Origin of the sequence: Salarchaeum sp. III (assembly GCF_036418315.1) — an archaeon.
Lineage (GTDB): Archaea > Halobacteriota > Halobacteria > Halobacteriales > Halobacteriaceae > Salarchaeum.
Genome location: NZ_JAZHPG010000026.1, coordinates 276,454 through 292,111 on the forward strand (window position 1 = coordinate 276,454; position 15,658 = coordinate 292,111).

Below are 15,658 nucleotides of genomic sequence, written 5' to 3' on the forward strand. Positions count from 1 at the left end.
AATGAGTACACTCCCCGGTCTCGCGACCGACCTCGTGGACGGCGTCGACGTGCTCTTCCTGTTCTCGCCGAGCGGGTCGTACTACGAGCGCGCGGCCGAGCTGGAGGACACGAACGTCGTGGTCGTCGCGCAGGAGAACTCGGTCGGCGCGGACGAGTTCGTCGAACTCCCCCTCGAGTTCGCGGACGTGACGGAGCGCGTGCGGTTCGGCGTCGAGGGCGCGCTCGACAACGGTCTCGTGGAGGACGGCGAGCTAATCGGGTGCGCGGCGAGCGTGTTCAGCGACGACATCGACACGATGAGCCGCGTGCGGGCGGACGAGTCCGCGCACTCCGGCATCTACGACCTGTTCGTGAACTCCCGGGCGGACCCGAGCGTCATCCGGGACGTCCTCGACGTGGTCATCGAGCTCGGCCGGAAGGGCCAGAAGGGAAAGCCCGTCGGCGCGCTGTTCGTCGTCGGGGACGCCGGGAAGGTGATGAACAAGAGCCGTCCCCTGAGCTACAATCCGTTCGAGAAGAGTCACGTGCACGTCGGCGACCCCATCGTGAACGTGATGTTGAAGGAGTTCTCCCGGTTGGACGGCGCGTTCGTCATCACGGACTCGGGGAAAATCGCGTCGGCGTACCGCTACCTCGAACCGAGCGCGGAGGGCGTGGACATCCCGAAGGGCCTCGGCACCCGCCACATGGCCGCGGCGTCCATCACGCGCGACACGAACGCCGTTTCCGTCGTGCTCTCGGAGAGCGACGGGCTCGTCCGCGCGTTCAAGGGCGGTGAACTGGTCCTCGAACTCGACCCGGAGGCGTACTGATGGACGTCTCCCAGTTCGTCGCGGAGAACTACGACTACATCCTCGCCGCCGTCATCGTCGCGCTCGGGTTCGTGACGGGCGCGGTCGCGCGCCGGATGAACGAGCGCGTGATGAACGCGCTCGGCGTCGGTGACGCCGTCGAGGGGACGAGCGTCGAGCGCACAGCCCGGAACTTCGGCACGACGACGACGGCGTTCGTCGCCCGCACCTCCGGCTGGGTCATCTACGGCGTCGCCATCGTCCTCGCGCTGCGCGTCGTGAATCCGTTGCTCGCGACAGCGCTCTGGGTGCGAGTGACTGGCTACCTACCCAACATCGTCATCGCGCTCGTCGTAATCGTTGTCGGCCTCATCGCGGGTGACAAGGCCGAACTCGCGGTGAGCGAGCGCCTCCGCGGCGTGAAGCTCCCCGAAATCGGCGTGCTTCCCGTCGCCGCCAGGTACAGCGTCGTGTTCGTCGCCGCGCTGGTGGCGCTCAGCCAGCTCGGCGTCGCCACGATGGCGCTCGTCGTCGCGTTCGCCGCGTATCTCGCGGCCGCCGTTCTCCTCACTGTCGTCGCGACCCGCGACCTGCTCGCCGCGGGCGCCGCCGGGCTCTACCTCCTTCTCACGGAACCCTACGGTATCGGGGACACGATTCGCGTCGAGGACATGGAGGGGTTCGTGCAGGAAGTGGACGTGTTCGTCACGCGCATCGAGGACGACGGCACAGAGTACGTCGTTCCGAACCACCTCGTGATTCGGTCGGGCGTCGTCCGCGTCATCGACTAATCCACGACTTCCGCGGGGACGCCCGCGACTGTCGCGCCCTCGGGGACGTCCTCGGCGACGAGGCTGTTCGCCGCGACCTGCGCGTCCGCACCGATTTCGACGCCCGGCAGAACGATTGCGCCCGCGCCTATCATCGCGCGCTCGCCGACGACGACCTCGCCCGTGCGGTACTCGTCCTGGAGGAATTCGTGGCAGAGCACCGTCGCGTCGTACCCGACGATGGCGTCCGCTTCCACGGTGATGAGGTGCGGCCAGAACACGTCCGGCGTCGCCTCCAGCCCCCACGACGCGCCGGGTTCGACCGTCATCCCGAGGAGCGTCGTGTAGAGCCAGTTCTTCAGTCGCATGCTCGGCGTGATGCGCGCGAGCACGATGACGGCGTAGTTGAGCGCCACTCGGAGCGGGTGGACGGCGTCCGGCCAGTGCCGGAGGGAGTTCCGCGGACCCGCCGTCGGGTGGCGGTCGAGGCGGTCGTGGCGTCGCTCGGTCACGTCCACACGTAGGCGGCGCGCGCGCTAAAACCCACGTGTTTCGACGAACGTCGAGGCTAGTGTTTATGTTCGTCGTACTCGTTTCGCCGACTGACGAATGAGTCAACGACAGATACCGAACGGCGTGTCGTCGGCGCGCGGAAAACTCGTCTACCTCTACCTCAGAACGGAAGGAACCGCGTCGCTCGCCGACCTCCAGACGGCGCTCGACCTCTCACAGCTCACGCTCCTCACCGTCCTACGGTCGCTCCGCGAGACGGGGCACGTCCGGCGGACGAACGAGGGGTTCGCTACGGCTTCGCGACCGGCGTGAACTCGCCCGTCACGTCCCAGTCGTGGATGCAGTACACGTCCCCGACCTCGTCGCCGCCGACCTGCCACGCGCCGGCGTCCTCGTCCCATACCTCGCGTCGCCCGCAGCGGAGACACGACCGCTCATCGGGCGTCCTGAGTTCGACCATACGCGCGGTACGTGCCCGAGGACCACGTTACTTGTGGTCGCGCCAGAACGCGTCGAGCTGGTCGCCGAGGAACTCGGGGGTCATCCGCACGAACTCCGCGCGCTCCTCCGGCGAGAGGTACTCGTGGACGGAGTGCCGCGCGCCCTCGACGTACCGCCGGCCCGCGAGCACGCGCACCCCGACCTCGTCGCGCCCCCGGATGACGCGGCCGATGGCTTGCCGGGAGCGCCGGACCGCGGGCACGGTGAGCGCGTACTCGAACGCCTTCTCCTCGCCGAACGCGTCGCCGTACGCGTGGCGGACCGCGCGCACCCGCGGCGACCCAATGTTCACGAGCGGAATCCCGACCACGAGGCACGCCGCGAGTTTCTCGCCGTCGTAGTCAACGCCCTCCGTCAGCGTCCCGCGCGTGCTCGTGACGAGTACCTTCCCGTCTCCCGCGAAGAACTCGGCCTTCAGGTCGTCCGTCGCCTCGTTCGACGAACTCGAATCCACGAGCACGTCCTTCTCCACGGCGTCCGCGAGGTACTCGCCCGCCCACGCCGCCTCCCGGTAGTTCGGCATGCAGACGAGCACGTTCCCCGGGCTGCGCGCGACCGTGCGCAGAACGTACTCGTACTGGTCGCGGGTTCTCGTGGATTCGCCGGGTTCACCCCGGTTGGTGCGCGTGAACGGCGCGGCATCCACGACGAAACTCGCACGATTCGACTCCGGGAACACCATGTCGTACGTGCGCTCCACGACGGGGCGGTCCTCAGTCTCGGCGAGCGCGTCGAGGCCGACGACCTCGCGGAACACGTCGATTGGTTCGAGCGTCGCGCTCATCAGCACGCCGCCGCCGACCTCCTCGAGCACGTCCCGAATCTGGTCGCCGGGCATGCAGTTGAACGTCACGAGCGCGGGCGTGTACGCCTGCTCGTACGTCCGGGAGACCGACCCGGCGTCCGCGGGCGCGTGTTCGAGTTCTATCTCCCGGAAGAACCCGACGTGGTCGCGCTCCCACCACGCGCCGAGGAGTTGGCCGACCGCGGTGCAGACACACTGGCGGTCGTTGTCGCCCTCGTTCAGCACGGCTTCGACGGCGGACCCGACTTCGCCGAGCGACCGCCACAGCCCGCCCGTGTACCCCGACTCCTCCGCCCACTCCGTGAGGTCGTCCACCTCGTTCGTCTCCGGGTCCCGCAGCGGGATTTCGAGGTCGCGCTCGGGAAGCCGGTCCGGGTCGAGCGTCCCGTACTCTGTGCTCAGGTGGGATTCGACGCGGTCGTCGAGCCAGCCGACGATGTCGTCCACGAGGTTCTTCGCGTCCTCGACGGCGTCCAGGGTCGCGCCGTAGTCCGCGAGCTTCTGGTCGAACTCGCGCTCGTTCTCGTGGCTCTGCCGGGCGTACCCGAGGAGCGTCTGGAAGTCGTTTCGCGCGCGGACGAGCGTGTGTCGGCCGATGCGGTCGCTCAGGAGGTCGCGCACGCGCTCTTCCATCCGGTGAGCCTCGTCCACGACGACGAACGTCCCCTCGTCGAGCAGTCCTTCGAGGAGCGGGCGGGTGCCGGGGTCGAAGAGGTGGTTGTAGTTCCCGACGACCACGTCGGCGTGTTCGAGGAGGACGGACTGCGCGCGGTGCGGGCACGTCCCGTACTCGACGGCGCCCGGGAGGAGTTCGTCCACGGTGACGACGTGGTTTTCGGCGTCCTCGAACCCGAGCGGCGACCCCTTCTCGCGGCCGTACCAGTCCGCCTCGAACGGACAGTAGAGCGTGTCCTCGTCGCTGACTTCGTCGGGCGCGCTCGGCTGGTGGCGGACGTACGGCGATTCCGCACCCGCAGTTGCGAGCGCGCCGGAGAGCGTCTCCGGGTCGTCGTGGCGCGCGTCGCGGGCGAGCCGGCGCGCCGTCCCGGCGTCCCACCACGCGTCTTCGAGGGCGTCCTCGGGCCGGAGCGCGGCGGTCGCCTCGCCCGTCGTCGTGCCGCGCGTCGACCCCTCGCCACCCTCCACGAGCGCGGCCGTGTTCTCCCGGAGGTCGTCGCAGCGCTCGTGCGTGCTCGCGTCCCGCGGGAACACGTCCTCGCGGCCGTACGGACAGAGGTCGCGCTTCCCCACGAGCGACACGCCGTTCATCGGCTCGTCCAGGTCGGCGTTCATCGCGCGGAGGTCGTCGACGAACTGCTGGAGTTGCTGTTTCACGGGCGTGACGACGAGCACGCGCTCGAACCGACTCGTCTCCCGGACGAGCGTCGCGCCCGCGGTCAACGCGGCCATCGTCTTCCCCGTCCCGCACGGTCCCTCCATCGCGAGAAATCCGCGTCGCTTCCCGACCTCGATTGCGGTCTCTATCGCGTCCGCCTGGTTCGCGTACGGCTCCTCGAACCCGAACACGGACTCCCAGGCGGACTCACTCATCTACTCACGGCTGGGGCCGCTTCACCTAAGAAGTCGCGGATTCCAGCACGAAGTCCACGTCGAGCGGAACGCGTCCCTTCGCGTACCCGGAGAGCGAGCCGTCCGGCCGCAACCGGAACACGACCGCGGGCCGATGCCCCACGTCGGGGCGCTCCCCGAGCACGCGCTGCCAGTCGTCATCGCGGAAACTCGAACAGTCCACGAACAGCACCGCACCCCCGCCGTGCGCCTGCAACTGCCCGCGCGTCTTCGTATCCACCGTCTCCTTCACGGCCGCTATCGGCGAATCAGCGACGCGCCGCGACGGCGGGTTCGGCCGCGTCACCTCCACCAGCACGCCGTTCCCCGCGGGGTCGTCCGCGCGGAAGTCGAGCGAGTGCCCCGTCGACACCTCGATTTCGGGCGTGAGGTCGTAGCCCGCCTCCGTGAGGACGTACGCGACGTTGAACTCGCTCATCGTCGCGCTCATCCGCACGAGGTCGAACTCCGCGCTCGTCCCGAGCTTCGCCGCCATCTCGTGGCGCTCATCCTGAAATACGCCCGTCTTCAGGAAGTCGTCGTAGAACGAGAGCGCGTCGTCCCGGTCCGCGTCCGGGAATCCCGCGGCGTGCTCGCGGAAGAACGCTCGCGTCGTCTCCCGGCCGTCCTTCGAACACAGCACGGGCAGGAAGAACCACGCGAGATACCGGTAGGGCGCGAGCCACGGCTCCGCCTCCAGGAGCGTGTCGAGGAACTCGCGTTGCGCCCACCGCGAAATCGCGTAGGGCGCGTCCTCGAAGTCGCGCTTGTCGGTGCGCCAGAGCGCGCTCGGTGTCTCCGTGTTCCCGAGCCAGTATCCGCCCGGTCCGTCCGCCCGCCACGCGAACAGCGCGAGGTCGCCGTTCGCCATCTCGAAACGGCGCGCCCGGAACTCGGGCGGCGGGTCGAAGCGCGGGTCGCGTTCGGTCGCGCCGATGTTGTCGTCGAGCGGTTCGAGGATGTCGCGGCGCACCCGCTGGTCGCTCCACGCCTCGCCGGAGTACCTGAATCGGAGCGGCCGAGCCACACCAGAAGTAGACCGGGTCGATGTTTCAGTCTTCCGTGTCTACCGGTTCCACGGGGCCGCGTCGGGGTCGATGAGGCGTTCCTCGCGCTCGATGTCGTCGATGCGCGCGACCGCTCCCTCGGCGAGGTCGAGGTCACGGGCGTGCCAGTTCTCCCGGAGGTGGGGTTCGCCGGTCGCCTTCGGAATCGGGACGACGCCCTTCGCGTCCAGCCACGCCAGTGAGACTTGGGCGGCGGTCGCGTCGTGGGTGTCCGCGATGGATTCGAGCACGGGATGCCCGACGACCTCGCCCTGCGCGATGGGGCAGTACGCGACCGGCGTCACGCCGTGTTCCTCACAGGCGGCCCGCCACTCCTCCTGCTGGAGGAACGGGTGGCACTCGAACTGGTTCGCGAGCACGGGCGCGTCCAGCAGGTCGACCGCCTCCGAAAGCAGGTCGGGCGAGAAGTTCGACACCGCGACGTTCTCCACGCGGCCGTCCGCGTACAGCTCGTCGAACGCCGACAGCGTCCCCTCGGGGTCGTACGCGCCCATCGGCCAGTGCACGTACAGCAGGTCGACGTACTCCATGTCGAGTCGGTCGAGGCTCTCCGCGAACGTGTCGAGCACGTCGTCGTGCGCGAGGTTGTCCGGATGAATCTTCGTCGCGACGAACACGTCCTCCCGGGGTACGTCCGCGCTCGCGACGCCCTCGCCGACCGCCGCCTCGTTGTCGTACATCTGCGCCGTGTCGACGTGTCGGTAGCCGAGTTCGAGCGCCGCCTCCACAGACGCGGCGCACTGCTCGAACTCGTCGTTCCCCGACGTCCCCAGTCCCGGACTCAGTGAGTCGTCCATACGCGGCGTTCTGCGCGCGGCGTGGTAAGCGTTCGCCACGCGGAACTCCACGGTAGCCGCCACGCATTTCCCGGTTGCATGGCTTTCCGTCCGTATGTCACGGGAGTGGGAGTACGAGACGCTACGGCCGCCACGCGGCGCGACGCAAAAGGAAGCGGAGGACCCGAAAGCGGCATTGAACGAACTCGGCGCGGACGGCTGGGAGCTCGTCGGCACCATCGACTACGCCGACGGCGGAACGAAGTTCCTCGTTCTCAAACGCCCGGTGGAGCGATGAGCACGTCACCGGACCGGGATGTGGACGCCGACGCGGAGTCCGACACGAACATCGAGACCGCCGAGGACACCGCCGACATCTCCACCGCGAACACGATGCGTGAACGCGCGAACGAGAGCCGCATCAAACTCCGCGTGCTGTTGAGCGCGAACCGCCTCCTCGTCGCGGGCGCGCTCGCCGCCTTCGTGTTCGTCTCGTTCGTCGCGGTCGGGAGCGTGAACGACCTCGCGGCGAACCTCGGCACGGGCGACACCAAGGCCACTATCTTCTCCACGATGCTCGGCGCGATCATCACCGGCACCACCCTCATTGTCACCATCAGCCAGCTCGTCATCTCGCAGGAGAACGGCCCGCTCGGCGACCAACACGACCGCATGAGCAACACGATGGACTTCCGCGAGTTCGTCGGCGAGATGTACGGCCACCCATCACCCGTTGACCCTTCGGCGTTCCTCCGCGCACTCGTCGACGAAACCCAGCGCCGCGCCGAAGCCCTCCGGGACGCCGTCGCCGGCAGCGACGACGACGACCTCCGCGAGGAAGTAGACGAATTCACGGACAGCCTCACCGGGAACGCGGACGCCGTCCGCGACCAACTCGAAGGCGCGCAGTTCGGCGAATTCAGCGTCCTCCACGCCGCCCTCGACTTCAACTACGGCTGGAAGATATTCCAGGTCGAACGCCTCCAGAACGAGTACGCCGAGGAGGCCAGCGACGACGCTGACCAGCTTCTGGACGAACTCCACACAGCACTCTCGATGTTCGGCCCCGCCCGCGAACACATCAAGACGCTCTACTTCCAGTGGTCGCTCATCGACCTCTCCCAGCTCATCCTCTACGTCTCAATCCCCGCGCTCGTCGTCACCGGCGGCATGCTCGGCTTCTTCGGCACCGGTCCCGTCCCCGGCACCACGCTCGGCGTCCGGAACGTCCTCTGGCTCGTCGCAGCCGCCTTCACCGTCTCCGTCTTCCCGTTCCTCCTCCTCGTCTCCTACATCGCCCGCATTGCCACCATCGCCAAACGCACCCTCGCAATCGGCCCCCTCATCCTCCGCCGCTCACAGCGGTAAGGGACGCGGCGGAACTCCCAGTACTCCCGCCGCGTGAGCGAAGCGAGCGCGGGAGTTTTTAGCGTAGCTTTTTGCGAGGAGTGGTGCGCGTAGCGCACCCGACGACGTAAAAAGGTACGAGCCAAGGGAGGGATTTGAACCTCAGTCACTCCGCTACGCTCCGTTCCCTGGTTCAGAATCCCACCTGTTGCTCTCCTCGCTCGGAGAGGTCGTGCGGCGAGCACGAGGACTCGCCGCACGGACGACGCGAACTCGAAGAGTTCGCGTAAGCCAAGGGAGGGATTTGAACCCTCGAATTCTCGATTACAAATCGAGTGCTTGAACCGCCCAAGCTCCCTTGGCGCGAGTCAGTGTTGGCTCCCGGGGTTTGTGTGGGTATCGCTTTCCGCCGATTTCTCCAGAATGACTCGGTGGGGAGCGTACCCGCGTGATTCGTAGAGTCGGCGGACGCGGTCGTTGTCGGCCATCACGGCGATGGCGAGCGCGTCAGCGCCGCGCGATTCGAGGGCCGTTTCGGCGGCGTCGAGGAGTCGAGAACCGATTCCCTGCGTTCGGTGGTCGGGGTCGACGTAGACGTTCTCGATGATGCCGCGGGTGGCGTCCTGGTCGTAGAGCCCCTCTTCGAGGTAGAACGTGACGAACCCGAGACAGTCGTCGCCGTCGCGGGCGACGCGGAGTTGGTCGGCGGCGATGCGCTGGCCGAGGACGTTCCGTGCGGCCGCGCGGTTCTCGGCGGCGAGCAGGTGGGTGCCGTGGCGGCGCTGGTCGTCGACGAGCGCGACCCACTGGTCTGCGAGGGCGTCGAGGTCGTCCGTTGTCGCGTCATCGACGGTCGTCACTGGTCGAGCGCGTCGACCGCGGGCAGCGGTTCGCCGGTGAGCATGCGGAGCGCGGCGCCGCCGCCCGTGCTGACGTGGTCGAAACCGTCGATACCGAACCGTCGAATCGCGGCCGCGCTGTCGCCGCCGCCGACGACGCTGTACGCGTCCGACTCCGCGACCTCGGTGAAAAGTTCGCGGGTGCCGTCGGCGAACACGTCGTCCTCGAACACGCCAGCGGGGCCGTTCAGGACGACCGTGCCGGCGTCCGCGACGACCTCGGAGTAGGCCTCGATGGTGTCGTGGCCGATATCCATCACGGACTCGCCCTCGCGGGGCGGGAGGGTGTCCCGGTCGAGTTCCACGCGTTCGCCGTCGCGCTCGACGGCCACGTCGACCGGGAGGCGGACACGGTCGCGGTGGCCGTCGAGGAGGGTTGCGGCGCGTTCGACCTGATCCCAGTAGCCTTCCTCGCGGACGAACGCGGCGCTCGCGTCCCCGATGTCGACGCTCGCGGCGAGCATGAAGACGTTCGCGACGACGCCCGTGGTGAGGACTTCGGTCGCGAGGTCGTGTTCGAGCACGTGCCGCACGACGTCGATGGAGTCCGCGACCTTCGCGCCGCCGACGATGTCGACACGGGGGTCGGGCTGGTCGTTCACGCTCCCGAGCACGTCGAGTTCGGTCTCCATCACACGGCCCGCGTACGCGTCGAGAACGGGCGGGAAGCCGACGAGGCTCGGCTGACTGCGGTGTGCGGCGGCGAACGCGTCGTTCACGTACGCGTCGAGCGCGGGCGAGAGTCGCTCGACGAGGAACGTCTCGCTCGCGCGCTCGGGGTCGAACTCCATGTACTCCTCGCTGTAGAACCGCGTGTTCTCGAGGAGAACGGCCTCGCCGTCGTCCAGCGCCTCGACGGCGTCGCGCGCGCCGACGGTGAAGGTGGCGTCGCAGTACGACACCGGCCCCGCGAGGAGTTCGTCGAGGCGGGCGGCGTGGGGTTCGAGGCGGGCGAACTCGTCGCCGCCGGGGCGGCCCTGGTGGGCGAGCACGGCGACGCGGGCGCCGCGGTCGAGGAGTTCGTCGAGCGTCTCGACGTGCGCGCGCAGGCGGGCGTCGTCCGCGAGCGAGCGGTCGTTCGCGAGCGGGCTGTTAATGTCGACGCGCACGCCGACCGTCGTCCCGGCGGCGTCGAGGTCGTCGAGAGTCCGAATCGCCATCAACCGAAGCCTACTCCGGAGTCCGTATATGCGTTGCCTTTGGCGAAAGACGCTTCACGCGACCGTGTGAAAGACTGGCACGATATGGGCGTGGTGGCGCGGGCGACGGGGGCGTGTCGGACGCGCGCGACCAGCCTCGGTATCGCCGCGACGGCCGGCGTCGGGGCGCTCGCCGCGTCGTACGGGTTCGCGGGTCGAACCCCGCAGTTCGTCGCGGCGCCGGTCGCCTCCGCGTTCGTGGACGCCGCGCCGGCCGTGCTCGTCCGCGTCGGCATCCAGTCGCTCGGAAGCATCGCGCAGTCGCTCGTGCTGGCGTGCGCGCTCGCCGGGGTCGGCGCGCTCTACGCCGCGGTCGTCGCACTCGCGCGGGAGACCGCCGGTCGGTTCGCGCTCCCCGCCGAACCGTTCGTCGCCGCGGCGACACTCCTGGTCGGCTGGGGAGTGGTCGGCGCGCTCGGGTCCGCGCTCGCCGCGGCCGTCGGCGCGACCATTCCCGTCGCCGCGTCCCGGCTCCGCCCGCCGAAACCTGGCGGGGTGGACGGCGACAGGCGGTCGGTCCTCGCGAGCGTGCTGAGCGCCACAGGCCTCTCTCTCGGGGGCTGGGTCGTCGGCTCGCCGGGCGCGCCGAATGGGACGACCGACGAGGAGGCGCGGGCGGCGCAAACCGGAACGGAGGGACGGCTGCTCGACCGCGCGCTCGCGGCGTCGTTCGACGTGGACGGGCTCGACCCGCTCGTCAGCAGGGAGTTCTACGAGGTCGACATCAACGCGGTGAACCCGACGCCGGACCGGGACGGCTGGACGCTCGACGTCACCGGCGCGGTGGAAACGGAGCGCTCGCACGACCTCGCGGACGTCCGGTCGTTCCCGACGGAACACCGGTTCGTGACGCTGCGCTGCGTGAGCGACCCGCTGAACGGCACGAAACTCGACACCGCGCTCTGGACGGGCATCCCCGTCCGGGAACTCCTGGACGACGCCGGCCTCACCGAGGACGCGTGCTGTGTCGTACTGCGCGCGAAGGACGGCTTCTACATGGAGGTGCCGCTTTCGGCCGTCGAGGATGGCCTGCTCGCGTTCGGGATGAACGGCCTCCCGCTCCCGCGCGAGCACGGCGCTCCCGCCCGCGTCCTCGTCCCGGGGCACTGGGGCGAGGTGAACGTGAAGTGGGTGACGGAACTCGAAGTCACCGAGACGCCGGTCGAGGGCTACTGGGAGAAGCGCGGCTGGCACGGCACCGGCCCCGTGAACACCGTCGCGAAACTCCACGCGGTCAACCGCGACGGCGGGCGAATCGAGGTCGCCGGGCACGCGTACGCGGGAACGCGCAGCATCGAGCGCGTCGAGGTGTCGACGGACGGCGGAGCGACCTGGGGGGTGGCGGAACTCACCGACCCGCTCCCGGGACGCGTCCCCGCCGACGCGGAGAACCCGACGCTCCGCGGGCGGGCGGCGGACGCGTGGCGGGGCTGGCGGTTCGCGTACGACGAACCCGGCACGGAGCACGAGGTCGTGGTTCGCGCGGTCGACGGTACGGGCGCCGTGCAGCCCCGGGAGTACCGCGAGCCGTATCCGCGGGGCGCGACCGGCTGGGTGTCGAGAACCGTCTAGACCGTTCGGCAGTCCGCACAGACGAGCTGGCCGTTCACGTTCGAGAGCCCGTCCGCGAGCGAGCCGCAGACCTCGCAAACGCTCCGCGGGGAGTACGCGTCGTCGCGCTCGCCGACCCGATCGTCCGGCTGCGCCGCCGCGTCCGGCGTCTCGTCGCCCGCGGGGGGTGCGGCGGGGTCGGGTCCGGCGCGGACGAGGTCGGTGGCGTCGACGAGCCCGAGGATGCCCTCGCCGTTGGCGACGACGACGTGGGAGGTATCGGCCGCAGTGAGGCGCGTAGCCGCGTCCGCAACGGCGGCTTCGGGGCGGAGGGACGGCGGCACGTCGGTCATCGCGTCCCCGACGGCGCCGTCGAGCCCGCCCGCGTCCGCGAGGTGGTCGAGCACGTCGCTCGTCGAGAGGTAGCCCACGGCGTCGCCGCCGCGGAGGACGAGCGCGCCGGTCGCGTCGGCCTCCCGAATGGTTCGCACGGCGGCGTGGAGGCTATCCGATTCGCTCACGCCGACGTAGTCGCGGTCCATCACCTCCCGCACGGGCAACGAGTTCATGCTAGTCCCTATCACACATCGGGACTAAACCGTTTCCCCGACAGCCTTAGGCGCGTGGCACGCCATACCGGGCGCGAAGCCAAGCCGAAGACTGTAAACGCCAGTCCGGACTCCCAGTGAGTGATGACCATTCCCTCGTTCGCCATCGGCATCGCTGGCGGAACGGGCGCGGGGAAGACGACCGTCGCCCGCGAAATCACGGAGAACGTCGGCGAAGCCGTCACCCGCGTCCCCCTCGACAACTACTACGAGGACCTCAGCCACATGAGCTTCGAGGAGCGCGCGGACGCCAACTACGACCACCCCGACGCGTTCGAGTGGCCCCTCCTCCGCAGTCACCTCGACAGCCTCCTCTCCGGGCAGGCCGTCGAGATGCCGCAGTACGACTTCAGCGAACACCTCCGGCAGGACGAACGCGTCACCGTCGAACCCACGGACGTCATCGTTCTCGAGGGGATTCTCGCGCTCTACGACGACCGCGTGAACGACATGCTCGACCTCCACATCTACGTCGAAACCGACGCCGACGTGCGCATCCTCCGCCGCATCGACCGGGACGTGCTCGAACGCGGCCGCGAACTCGAAGGCGTGATGGACCAGTACCTCTCCACGGTCAAACCGATGCACGAGCAGTTCGTCGAACCGACGAAGAAGAACGCCGACATCATCATCCCCGAGGGCGCGAACTCCGTCGCGGTGAACCTCCTCGAGGAGAAAGTGCAAGCGGAAACGGGCGCGTTCGCCGAGTGGGCCGCCCGCGAAGCCGAAAACCAGCTATAGACCTACGCGCTCGGCTGGAACTCCCAGAGGTCGCCCGCACGCATCCCGTCACCGACCTTCTTCCAGAACTCCACCTTCGTCTCGAACTCCTCGGGTTCGACGTGCTCGAAGACCTCCTCGACGGAGACGACCTTCTCGTAGTTGATACGGACGGGGTCGTCACCGTACTCCTCGACGAACGCGTCCTTCTGGAGCGGGAAGTCCTCTTCCTCGTCCACCTTCTTCGACAGGACCGCCATCCCGTACTGGCGTCCGCCCTCGCTACCCTCCTCGCCGTCCGGGTCGTGCGGCCAGTCCCGGCCCGACGGGTCGTACATGTCGTCCATACGCACGGGTTCGACGCCGGGGGTCAAAAAGCCATCTTTCGCGGGACGCTACCAGTACGGCGTCGTCTTCGTCGCCGCACTCCCCGCGCCCACGAGCGCGGCGACGAAGACGCCGCCCCACGCGACCGCGAGCGTCGCGCCCGCGGCCGCGACCGTGTACCCCGACGGGGCGCCGAGCGTGTTCGTTCCGAGCGACACTACCGCGCCGACCGCGCCCGCGAGAATACTGAGCACCGCGAGCGCGCCCGCCAGAGTTCGCCAGTCCATACTCGCGTCTCTCCCCCGAGACCCTTAGCCGTAATCATCGGCCTTTACGGCGCGCCCGCCCGAGAGGCGGATATGACCGTTCACGTCCTGCTCGCCGACCCGCCACGCGACGGCCTCGTCCTCCCCGACCTCCCCGAAACCTCGCCGCTCACCGAATCCGAAGCCACCGGCCTCTACGAGGCGATGCTGAAGGACGCGTGCGTCGCCGCGGCCACCAGCGGCGGCAGCCTCCTCGTCAACTACCCGCCCGCGGAGGACATCCCTCCGGAACACGAGACCGGCCGCCCACCCGAGGCCGACCTCCGCGCGGCCGTCACGGACGCGCTCGAAGACCCCGAGGACGCCCGCTTCGAAGTCCAGGTCGGCTCCAGTTACGACGCTCGCGTCGGTAACACCGTCACCCACCTCCTCCGCGACGAGGACCACGCCACCGTCGCCGTCGTCGACCCGCGCGCACCCCTCCTCGCCCGCAAAGACCTCGACAGCGCCGCGATGAAACTCCGCCGCCGCGACGTCGTCCTCGGTCCCAGCGACCGCGGCCGCGTCCACTACGCCGGGTTCGCCGACACCATCGACTTCGCCGGCGCGTACACCACCCCCGAACTCGACACCATCACCGCCCACGCCCGCGATGCCGACCACGACGTGGACTTCCTCTCCCACCAACCCCTCGTCCGCACCGGCACCGACCTCGAAACCCTCCTCCCCGTCCTCAACGCCCGCCGCCGCGCCGGCCGCATCGTCCCCGCCCACACCACCCAGTACGTCGCCGAACTCGGCGTCCACCTCACCGACGACGGCCTCCAGCGCGCCTAGAGACGACACCGTAAAGTGCGCGCTCCGACTCCACACGCACGAGGTGAGGTGGCAGAGCGGCCTATTGCGCCGGTCTTGAAAACCGGTGGCGCAAGCCTCCTGGGTTCGAATCCCAGCCTCACCGCGTTTTCCCGACACTGATTCGCGCAGTCTCGGCTGCGCGACTCCGGAGGGAAACCGAGAACGCTGGATTCGAGCAGACGAGTCGCAGCGCGAACGACGTGAGCGACCGTCTCGTCCGAGTTCGAATACTGGATTTTTTGCTGCGTTCGCTTCGCTCGCTGGCAAAACCCTCCACCAAAAAGCCGTCGCACCTCCAAGCGCGGCGCATAGCGCCGCGTTAGTCGGCGCTCAGCCCGCGCGGCTCTGCCGCACGGTGAGAACGTGTTTCTGGTGAGTTCGGTGTTATCGGCCGCGTCGGCCCTTGGTTTGTCGGTAGTCGGTCTGGAGGAGGTCGAGGAAGTAGGTGATGAACTGTTCTTTCTCGGCGTCAGTCATGCGGCCGGGGTGTTTCATGGGAACGAGTTCGAAGCCGCGGCCGCGGACGCTGGTGGCGTGGTGGTCCTGAATACTGAGTTCGCCGGCGGGAGTGGTGGTGTATTCGCGGGCGATTTCGTCGAGGGCGCGTTCGCCGACGGGGACGATGATTTCGGGGTTTATCATGCGGATGTCGGCGGTGAGGTAGGGTTCGCAGGCGTGGAGTTCGTCGTCGGTCGGCGGGTGGTCGAGGTGACGACACCGCGCGAGATAACAGAGGTAGGCGTTGTCGAGTTCGGGGCTGGTGCTGGTAGGGAGGCTGTTGTTGAGTCCGAGGTTCCCGAGTATGTCCTGAAAGCGCTCTCCGGGTTCGTCGCCGACAAAGGGCACGCCGGCGGCTTCAGCGGCCGCGCTGGGGGTGTGGCCGACGAAGACGAAGTCGGCGCCGGCGTCGCCGTAGCCGTGGACGACGCGGTCGCGGCCGGCGGCGCGAGCGCAGTTCGTGCATTCCTCGTCCATCCCGTACGGGTTGCGCTGGGTCTCCTGCCGGGCGTCCATCACCCGGTTCGTGGGCGGCGAGCGGGTTAGGTGCATCGCCACAGACTGAAACGGGCGTTTTCGTCTCCACAAGGC

19 protein-coding genes and 2 tRNA genes are annotated in these 15,658 nt (G+C 68.8%); 9 read left to right on the forward strand and 12 right to left on the reverse strand.

Annotation, left to right across the window (positions count from 1 at the left end; translation table 11 throughout):
* The first annotated feature begins 1 nt into the window (after position 1).
* Positions 2-814 (forward strand): diadenylate cyclase DacZ, encoded by an 813-nt coding sequence (gene dacZ, locus U3A55_RS10250; RefSeq protein ID WP_330991407.1) that lies wholly within the window; start codon positions 2-4, stop codon positions 812-814.
* Positions 814-1,584 (forward strand): mechanosensitive ion channel domain-containing protein, encoded by a 771-nt coding sequence (locus U3A55_RS10255; protein WP_330991408.1) that lies wholly within the window; start codon positions 814-816, stop codon positions 1,582-1,584. The genes dacZ and U3A55_RS10255 overlap by 1 nt, the downstream gene beginning before the upstream one ends.
* Here the strand turns inward: U3A55_RS10255 and U3A55_RS10260 are convergent.
* Positions 1,581-2,081 (reverse strand): acyltransferase, encoded by a 501-nt coding sequence (locus U3A55_RS10260; RefSeq protein ID WP_442978297.1) that lies wholly within the window; start codon positions 2,079-2,081, stop codon positions 1,581-1,583. The two genes, U3A55_RS10255 and U3A55_RS10260, sit on opposite strands and share 4 nt — an antisense overlap.
* A gap of 91 nt (positions 2,082-2,172) precedes the next feature.
* Between U3A55_RS10260 and U3A55_RS10265 the strand changes: the two genes are divergently transcribed.
* A complete protein-coding gene (locus U3A55_RS10265) occupies positions 2,173-2,388 on the forward strand; it encodes a TrmB family transcriptional regulator (RefSeq protein ID WP_330991410.1) in 216 nt (71 codons plus the stop codon).
* On the opposite strand, the gene U3A55_RS10270 is transcribed toward U3A55_RS10265, so the two are convergent.
* From U3A55_RS10270 to U3A55_RS10285, 4 genes are read right to left on the reverse strand one after another with little or no spacing between them, the layout of a single operon-like run.
* Positions 2,366-2,536, reverse strand: coding sequence for an HEWD family protein (locus U3A55_RS10270; protein ID WP_330991411.1), 171 nt, complete (start codon positions 2,534-2,536; stop codon positions 2,366-2,368). The two genes, U3A55_RS10265 and U3A55_RS10270, sit on opposite strands and share 23 nt — an antisense overlap.
* Before the next feature lie 27 nt (positions 2,537-2,563).
* A complete protein-coding gene (locus U3A55_RS10275; protein WP_330991412.1) occupies positions 2,564-4,933 on the reverse strand; it encodes an ATP-dependent DNA helicase in 2,370 nt (789 codons plus the stop codon).
* 25 nt (positions 4,934-4,958) lie between these two features.
* The gene (locus U3A55_RS10280) at positions 4,959-5,978 is read right to left on the reverse strand and encodes a DUF5784 family protein (protein WP_330991413.1); all 1,020 of its coding nucleotides are present in this window, start codon (positions 5,976-5,978) and stop codon (positions 4,959-4,961) included.
* Between the two features lie 39 nt (positions 5,979-6,017).
* On the reverse strand, positions 6,018-6,815 hold the full coding sequence (locus U3A55_RS10285; RefSeq protein ID WP_330991414.1) for an aldo/keto reductase: 798 nt from the start codon (positions 6,813-6,815) through the stop codon (positions 6,018-6,020).
* Positions 6,816-6,909: 94 nt separating this feature from the next.
* Here U3A55_RS10285 and U3A55_RS10290 point away from each other — a divergent pair, with 94 nt between their 5' ends.
* Together U3A55_RS10290 and U3A55_RS10295 are read left to right on the forward strand one after the other, a co-directional pair.
* Positions 6,910-7,092, forward strand: coding sequence for a DUF4177 domain-containing protein (locus U3A55_RS10290; protein WP_330991415.1), 183 nt, complete (start codon positions 6,910-6,912; stop codon positions 7,090-7,092).
* Positions 7,089-8,162, forward strand: a complete 1,074-nt coding sequence (locus tag U3A55_RS10295; protein ID WP_330991416.1) for a hypothetical protein — start codon at positions 7,089-7,091, stop codon at positions 8,160-8,162. The genes U3A55_RS10290 and U3A55_RS10295 overlap by 4 nt, the downstream gene beginning before the upstream one ends.
* A 268-nt stretch (positions 8,163-8,430) precedes the next feature.
* Here U3A55_RS10295 and U3A55_RS10300 read toward each other — a convergent pair.
* The 3 genes from U3A55_RS10300 to U3A55_RS10310 all read right to left on the reverse strand — a co-directional run bounded on the left by U3A55_RS10300 (position 8,431) and on the right by U3A55_RS10310 (position 10,200).
* A tRNA-Thr gene (locus U3A55_RS10300) sits at positions 8,431-8,504 on the reverse strand.
* Positions 8,505-8,509: 5 nt separating this feature from the next.
* Positions 8,510-9,001, reverse strand: a complete 492-nt coding sequence (locus U3A55_RS10305; protein ID WP_330991417.1) for a GNAT family N-acetyltransferase — start codon at positions 8,999-9,001, stop codon at positions 8,510-8,512.
* The gene (locus tag U3A55_RS10310) at positions 8,998-10,200 is read right to left on the reverse strand and encodes a phosphoglycerate kinase (RefSeq protein WP_330991418.1); all 1,203 of its coding nucleotides are present in this window, start codon (positions 10,198-10,200) and stop codon (positions 8,998-9,000) included. The genes U3A55_RS10305 and U3A55_RS10310 overlap by 4 nt, the downstream gene beginning before the upstream one ends.
* A gap of 66 nt (positions 10,201-10,266) precedes the next feature.
* Here U3A55_RS10310 and U3A55_RS10315 point away from each other — a divergent pair, with 66 nt between their 5' ends.
* Positions 10,267-11,811 carry a molybdopterin-dependent oxidoreductase gene (locus U3A55_RS10315; protein ID WP_330991419.1) on the forward strand — a complete coding sequence of 515 codons (1,545 nt, stop codon included), beginning with the start codon at positions 10,267-10,269 and terminating at the stop codon, positions 11,809-11,811.
* Here the strand turns inward: U3A55_RS10315 and U3A55_RS10320 are convergent.
* Positions 11,808-12,359: a CBS domain-containing protein gene (locus tag U3A55_RS10320; RefSeq protein ID WP_330991420.1), complete on the reverse strand. Its 552-nt coding sequence runs from the start codon at positions 12,357-12,359 to the stop codon at positions 11,808-11,810. The two genes, U3A55_RS10315 and U3A55_RS10320, sit on opposite strands and share 4 nt — an antisense overlap.
* A gap of 123 nt (positions 12,360-12,482) precedes the next feature.
* On the opposite strand from U3A55_RS10320, the gene udk reads away from it, so the two are divergent.
* Positions 12,483-13,139, forward strand: coding sequence for a uridine kinase (udk, locus tag U3A55_RS10325; RefSeq protein ID WP_330991421.1), 657 nt, complete (start codon positions 12,483-12,485; stop codon positions 13,137-13,139).
* A gap of 2 nt (positions 13,140-13,141) precedes the next feature.
* On the opposite strand, the gene U3A55_RS10330 is transcribed toward udk, so the two are convergent.
* Together U3A55_RS10330 and U3A55_RS10335 are read right to left on the reverse strand one after the other, a co-directional pair.
* Positions 13,142-13,465, reverse strand: a complete 324-nt coding sequence (locus U3A55_RS10330; protein ID WP_330991422.1) for a DUF5785 family protein — start codon at positions 13,463-13,465, stop codon at positions 13,142-13,144.
* A 48-nt stretch (positions 13,466-13,513) separates the two neighbouring features.
* Positions 13,514-13,732, reverse strand: a complete 219-nt coding sequence (locus tag U3A55_RS10335) for a hypothetical protein (RefSeq protein WP_330991423.1) — start codon at positions 13,730-13,732, stop codon at positions 13,514-13,516.
* A gap of 72 nt (positions 13,733-13,804) precedes the next feature.
* Between U3A55_RS10335 and U3A55_RS10340 the strand changes: the two genes are divergently transcribed.
* Positions 13,805-14,548 (forward strand): hypothetical protein, encoded by a 744-nt coding sequence (locus tag U3A55_RS10340; protein WP_330991424.1) that lies wholly within the window; start codon positions 13,805-13,807, stop codon positions 14,546-14,548.
* Between the two features lie 42 nt (positions 14,549-14,590).
* Positions 14,591-14,672: transfer RNA gene (locus U3A55_RS10345), tRNA-Ser, on the forward strand.
* A 281-nt stretch (positions 14,673-14,953) separates the two neighbouring features.
* Here the strand turns inward: U3A55_RS10345 and U3A55_RS10350 are convergent.
* Complete coding sequence (locus tag U3A55_RS10350) at positions 14,954-15,583, reverse strand: uracil-DNA glycosylase (RefSeq protein ID WP_330991425.1); 630 nt, start codon at positions 15,581-15,583, stop codon at positions 14,954-14,956.
* Between the last annotated feature and the right edge of the window lie 75 nt (positions 15,584-15,658).

Excerpts from the sequence above, each read along its gene's own strand:
- dacZ (WP_330991407.1), top strand. The coding sequence starts at position 2 with ATGAGTACACTCCCCGGTCTCGCGACCGACCTCGTGGACGGCGTCGAC.
- U3A55_RS10255 (WP_330991408.1), top strand. The coding sequence starts at position 814 with ATGGACGTCTCCCAGTTCGTCGCGGAGAACTACGACTACATCCTCGCC.
- U3A55_RS10265 (WP_330991410.1), top strand. The coding sequence starts at position 2,173 with ATGAGTCAACGACAGATACCGAACGGCGTGTCGTCGGCGCGCGGAAAA.
- U3A55_RS10270 (WP_330991411.1), bottom strand. The coding sequence starts at position 2,536 with ATGGTCGAACTCAGGACGCCCGATGAGCGGTCGTGTCTCCGCTGCGGG.
- U3A55_RS10275 (WP_330991412.1), bottom strand. The coding sequence starts at position 4,933 with ATGAGTGAGTCCGCCTGGGAGTCCGTGTTCGGGTTCGAGGAGCCGTAC.
- U3A55_RS10285 (WP_330991414.1), bottom strand. The coding sequence starts at position 6,815 with ATGGACGACTCACTGAGTCCGGGACTGGGGACGTCGGGGAACGACGAG.
- U3A55_RS10290 (WP_330991415.1), top strand. The coding sequence starts at position 6,910 with ATGTCACGGGAGTGGGAGTACGAGACGCTACGGCCGCCACGCGGCGCG.
- U3A55_RS10295 (WP_330991416.1), top strand. The coding sequence starts at position 7,089 with ATGAGCACGTCACCGGACCGGGATGTGGACGCCGACGCGGAGTCCGAC.
- U3A55_RS10310 (WP_330991418.1), bottom strand. The coding sequence starts at position 10,200 with ATGGCGATTCGGACTCTCGACGACCTCGACGCCGCCGGGACGACGGTC.
- U3A55_RS10320 (WP_330991420.1), bottom strand. The coding sequence starts at position 12,359 with ATGAACTCGTTGCCCGTGCGGGAGGTGATGGACCGCGACTACGTCGGC.
- udk (WP_330991421.1), top strand. The coding sequence starts at position 12,483 with ATGACCATTCCCTCGTTCGCCATCGGCATCGCTGGCGGAACGGGCGCG.
- U3A55_RS10330 (WP_330991422.1), bottom strand. The coding sequence starts at position 13,465 with ATGGACGACATGTACGACCCGTCGGGCCGGGACTGGCCGCACGACCCG.
- U3A55_RS10335 (WP_330991423.1), bottom strand. The coding sequence starts at position 13,732 with ATGGACTGGCGAACTCTGGCGGGCGCGCTCGCGGTGCTCAGTATTCTC.
- U3A55_RS10340 (WP_330991424.1), top strand. The coding sequence starts at position 13,805 with ATGACCGTTCACGTCCTGCTCGCCGACCCGCCACGCGACGGCCTCGTC.
- U3A55_RS10350 (WP_330991425.1), bottom strand. The coding sequence starts at position 15,583 with ATGGACGCCCGGCAGGAGACCCAGCGCAACCCGTACGGGATGGACGAG.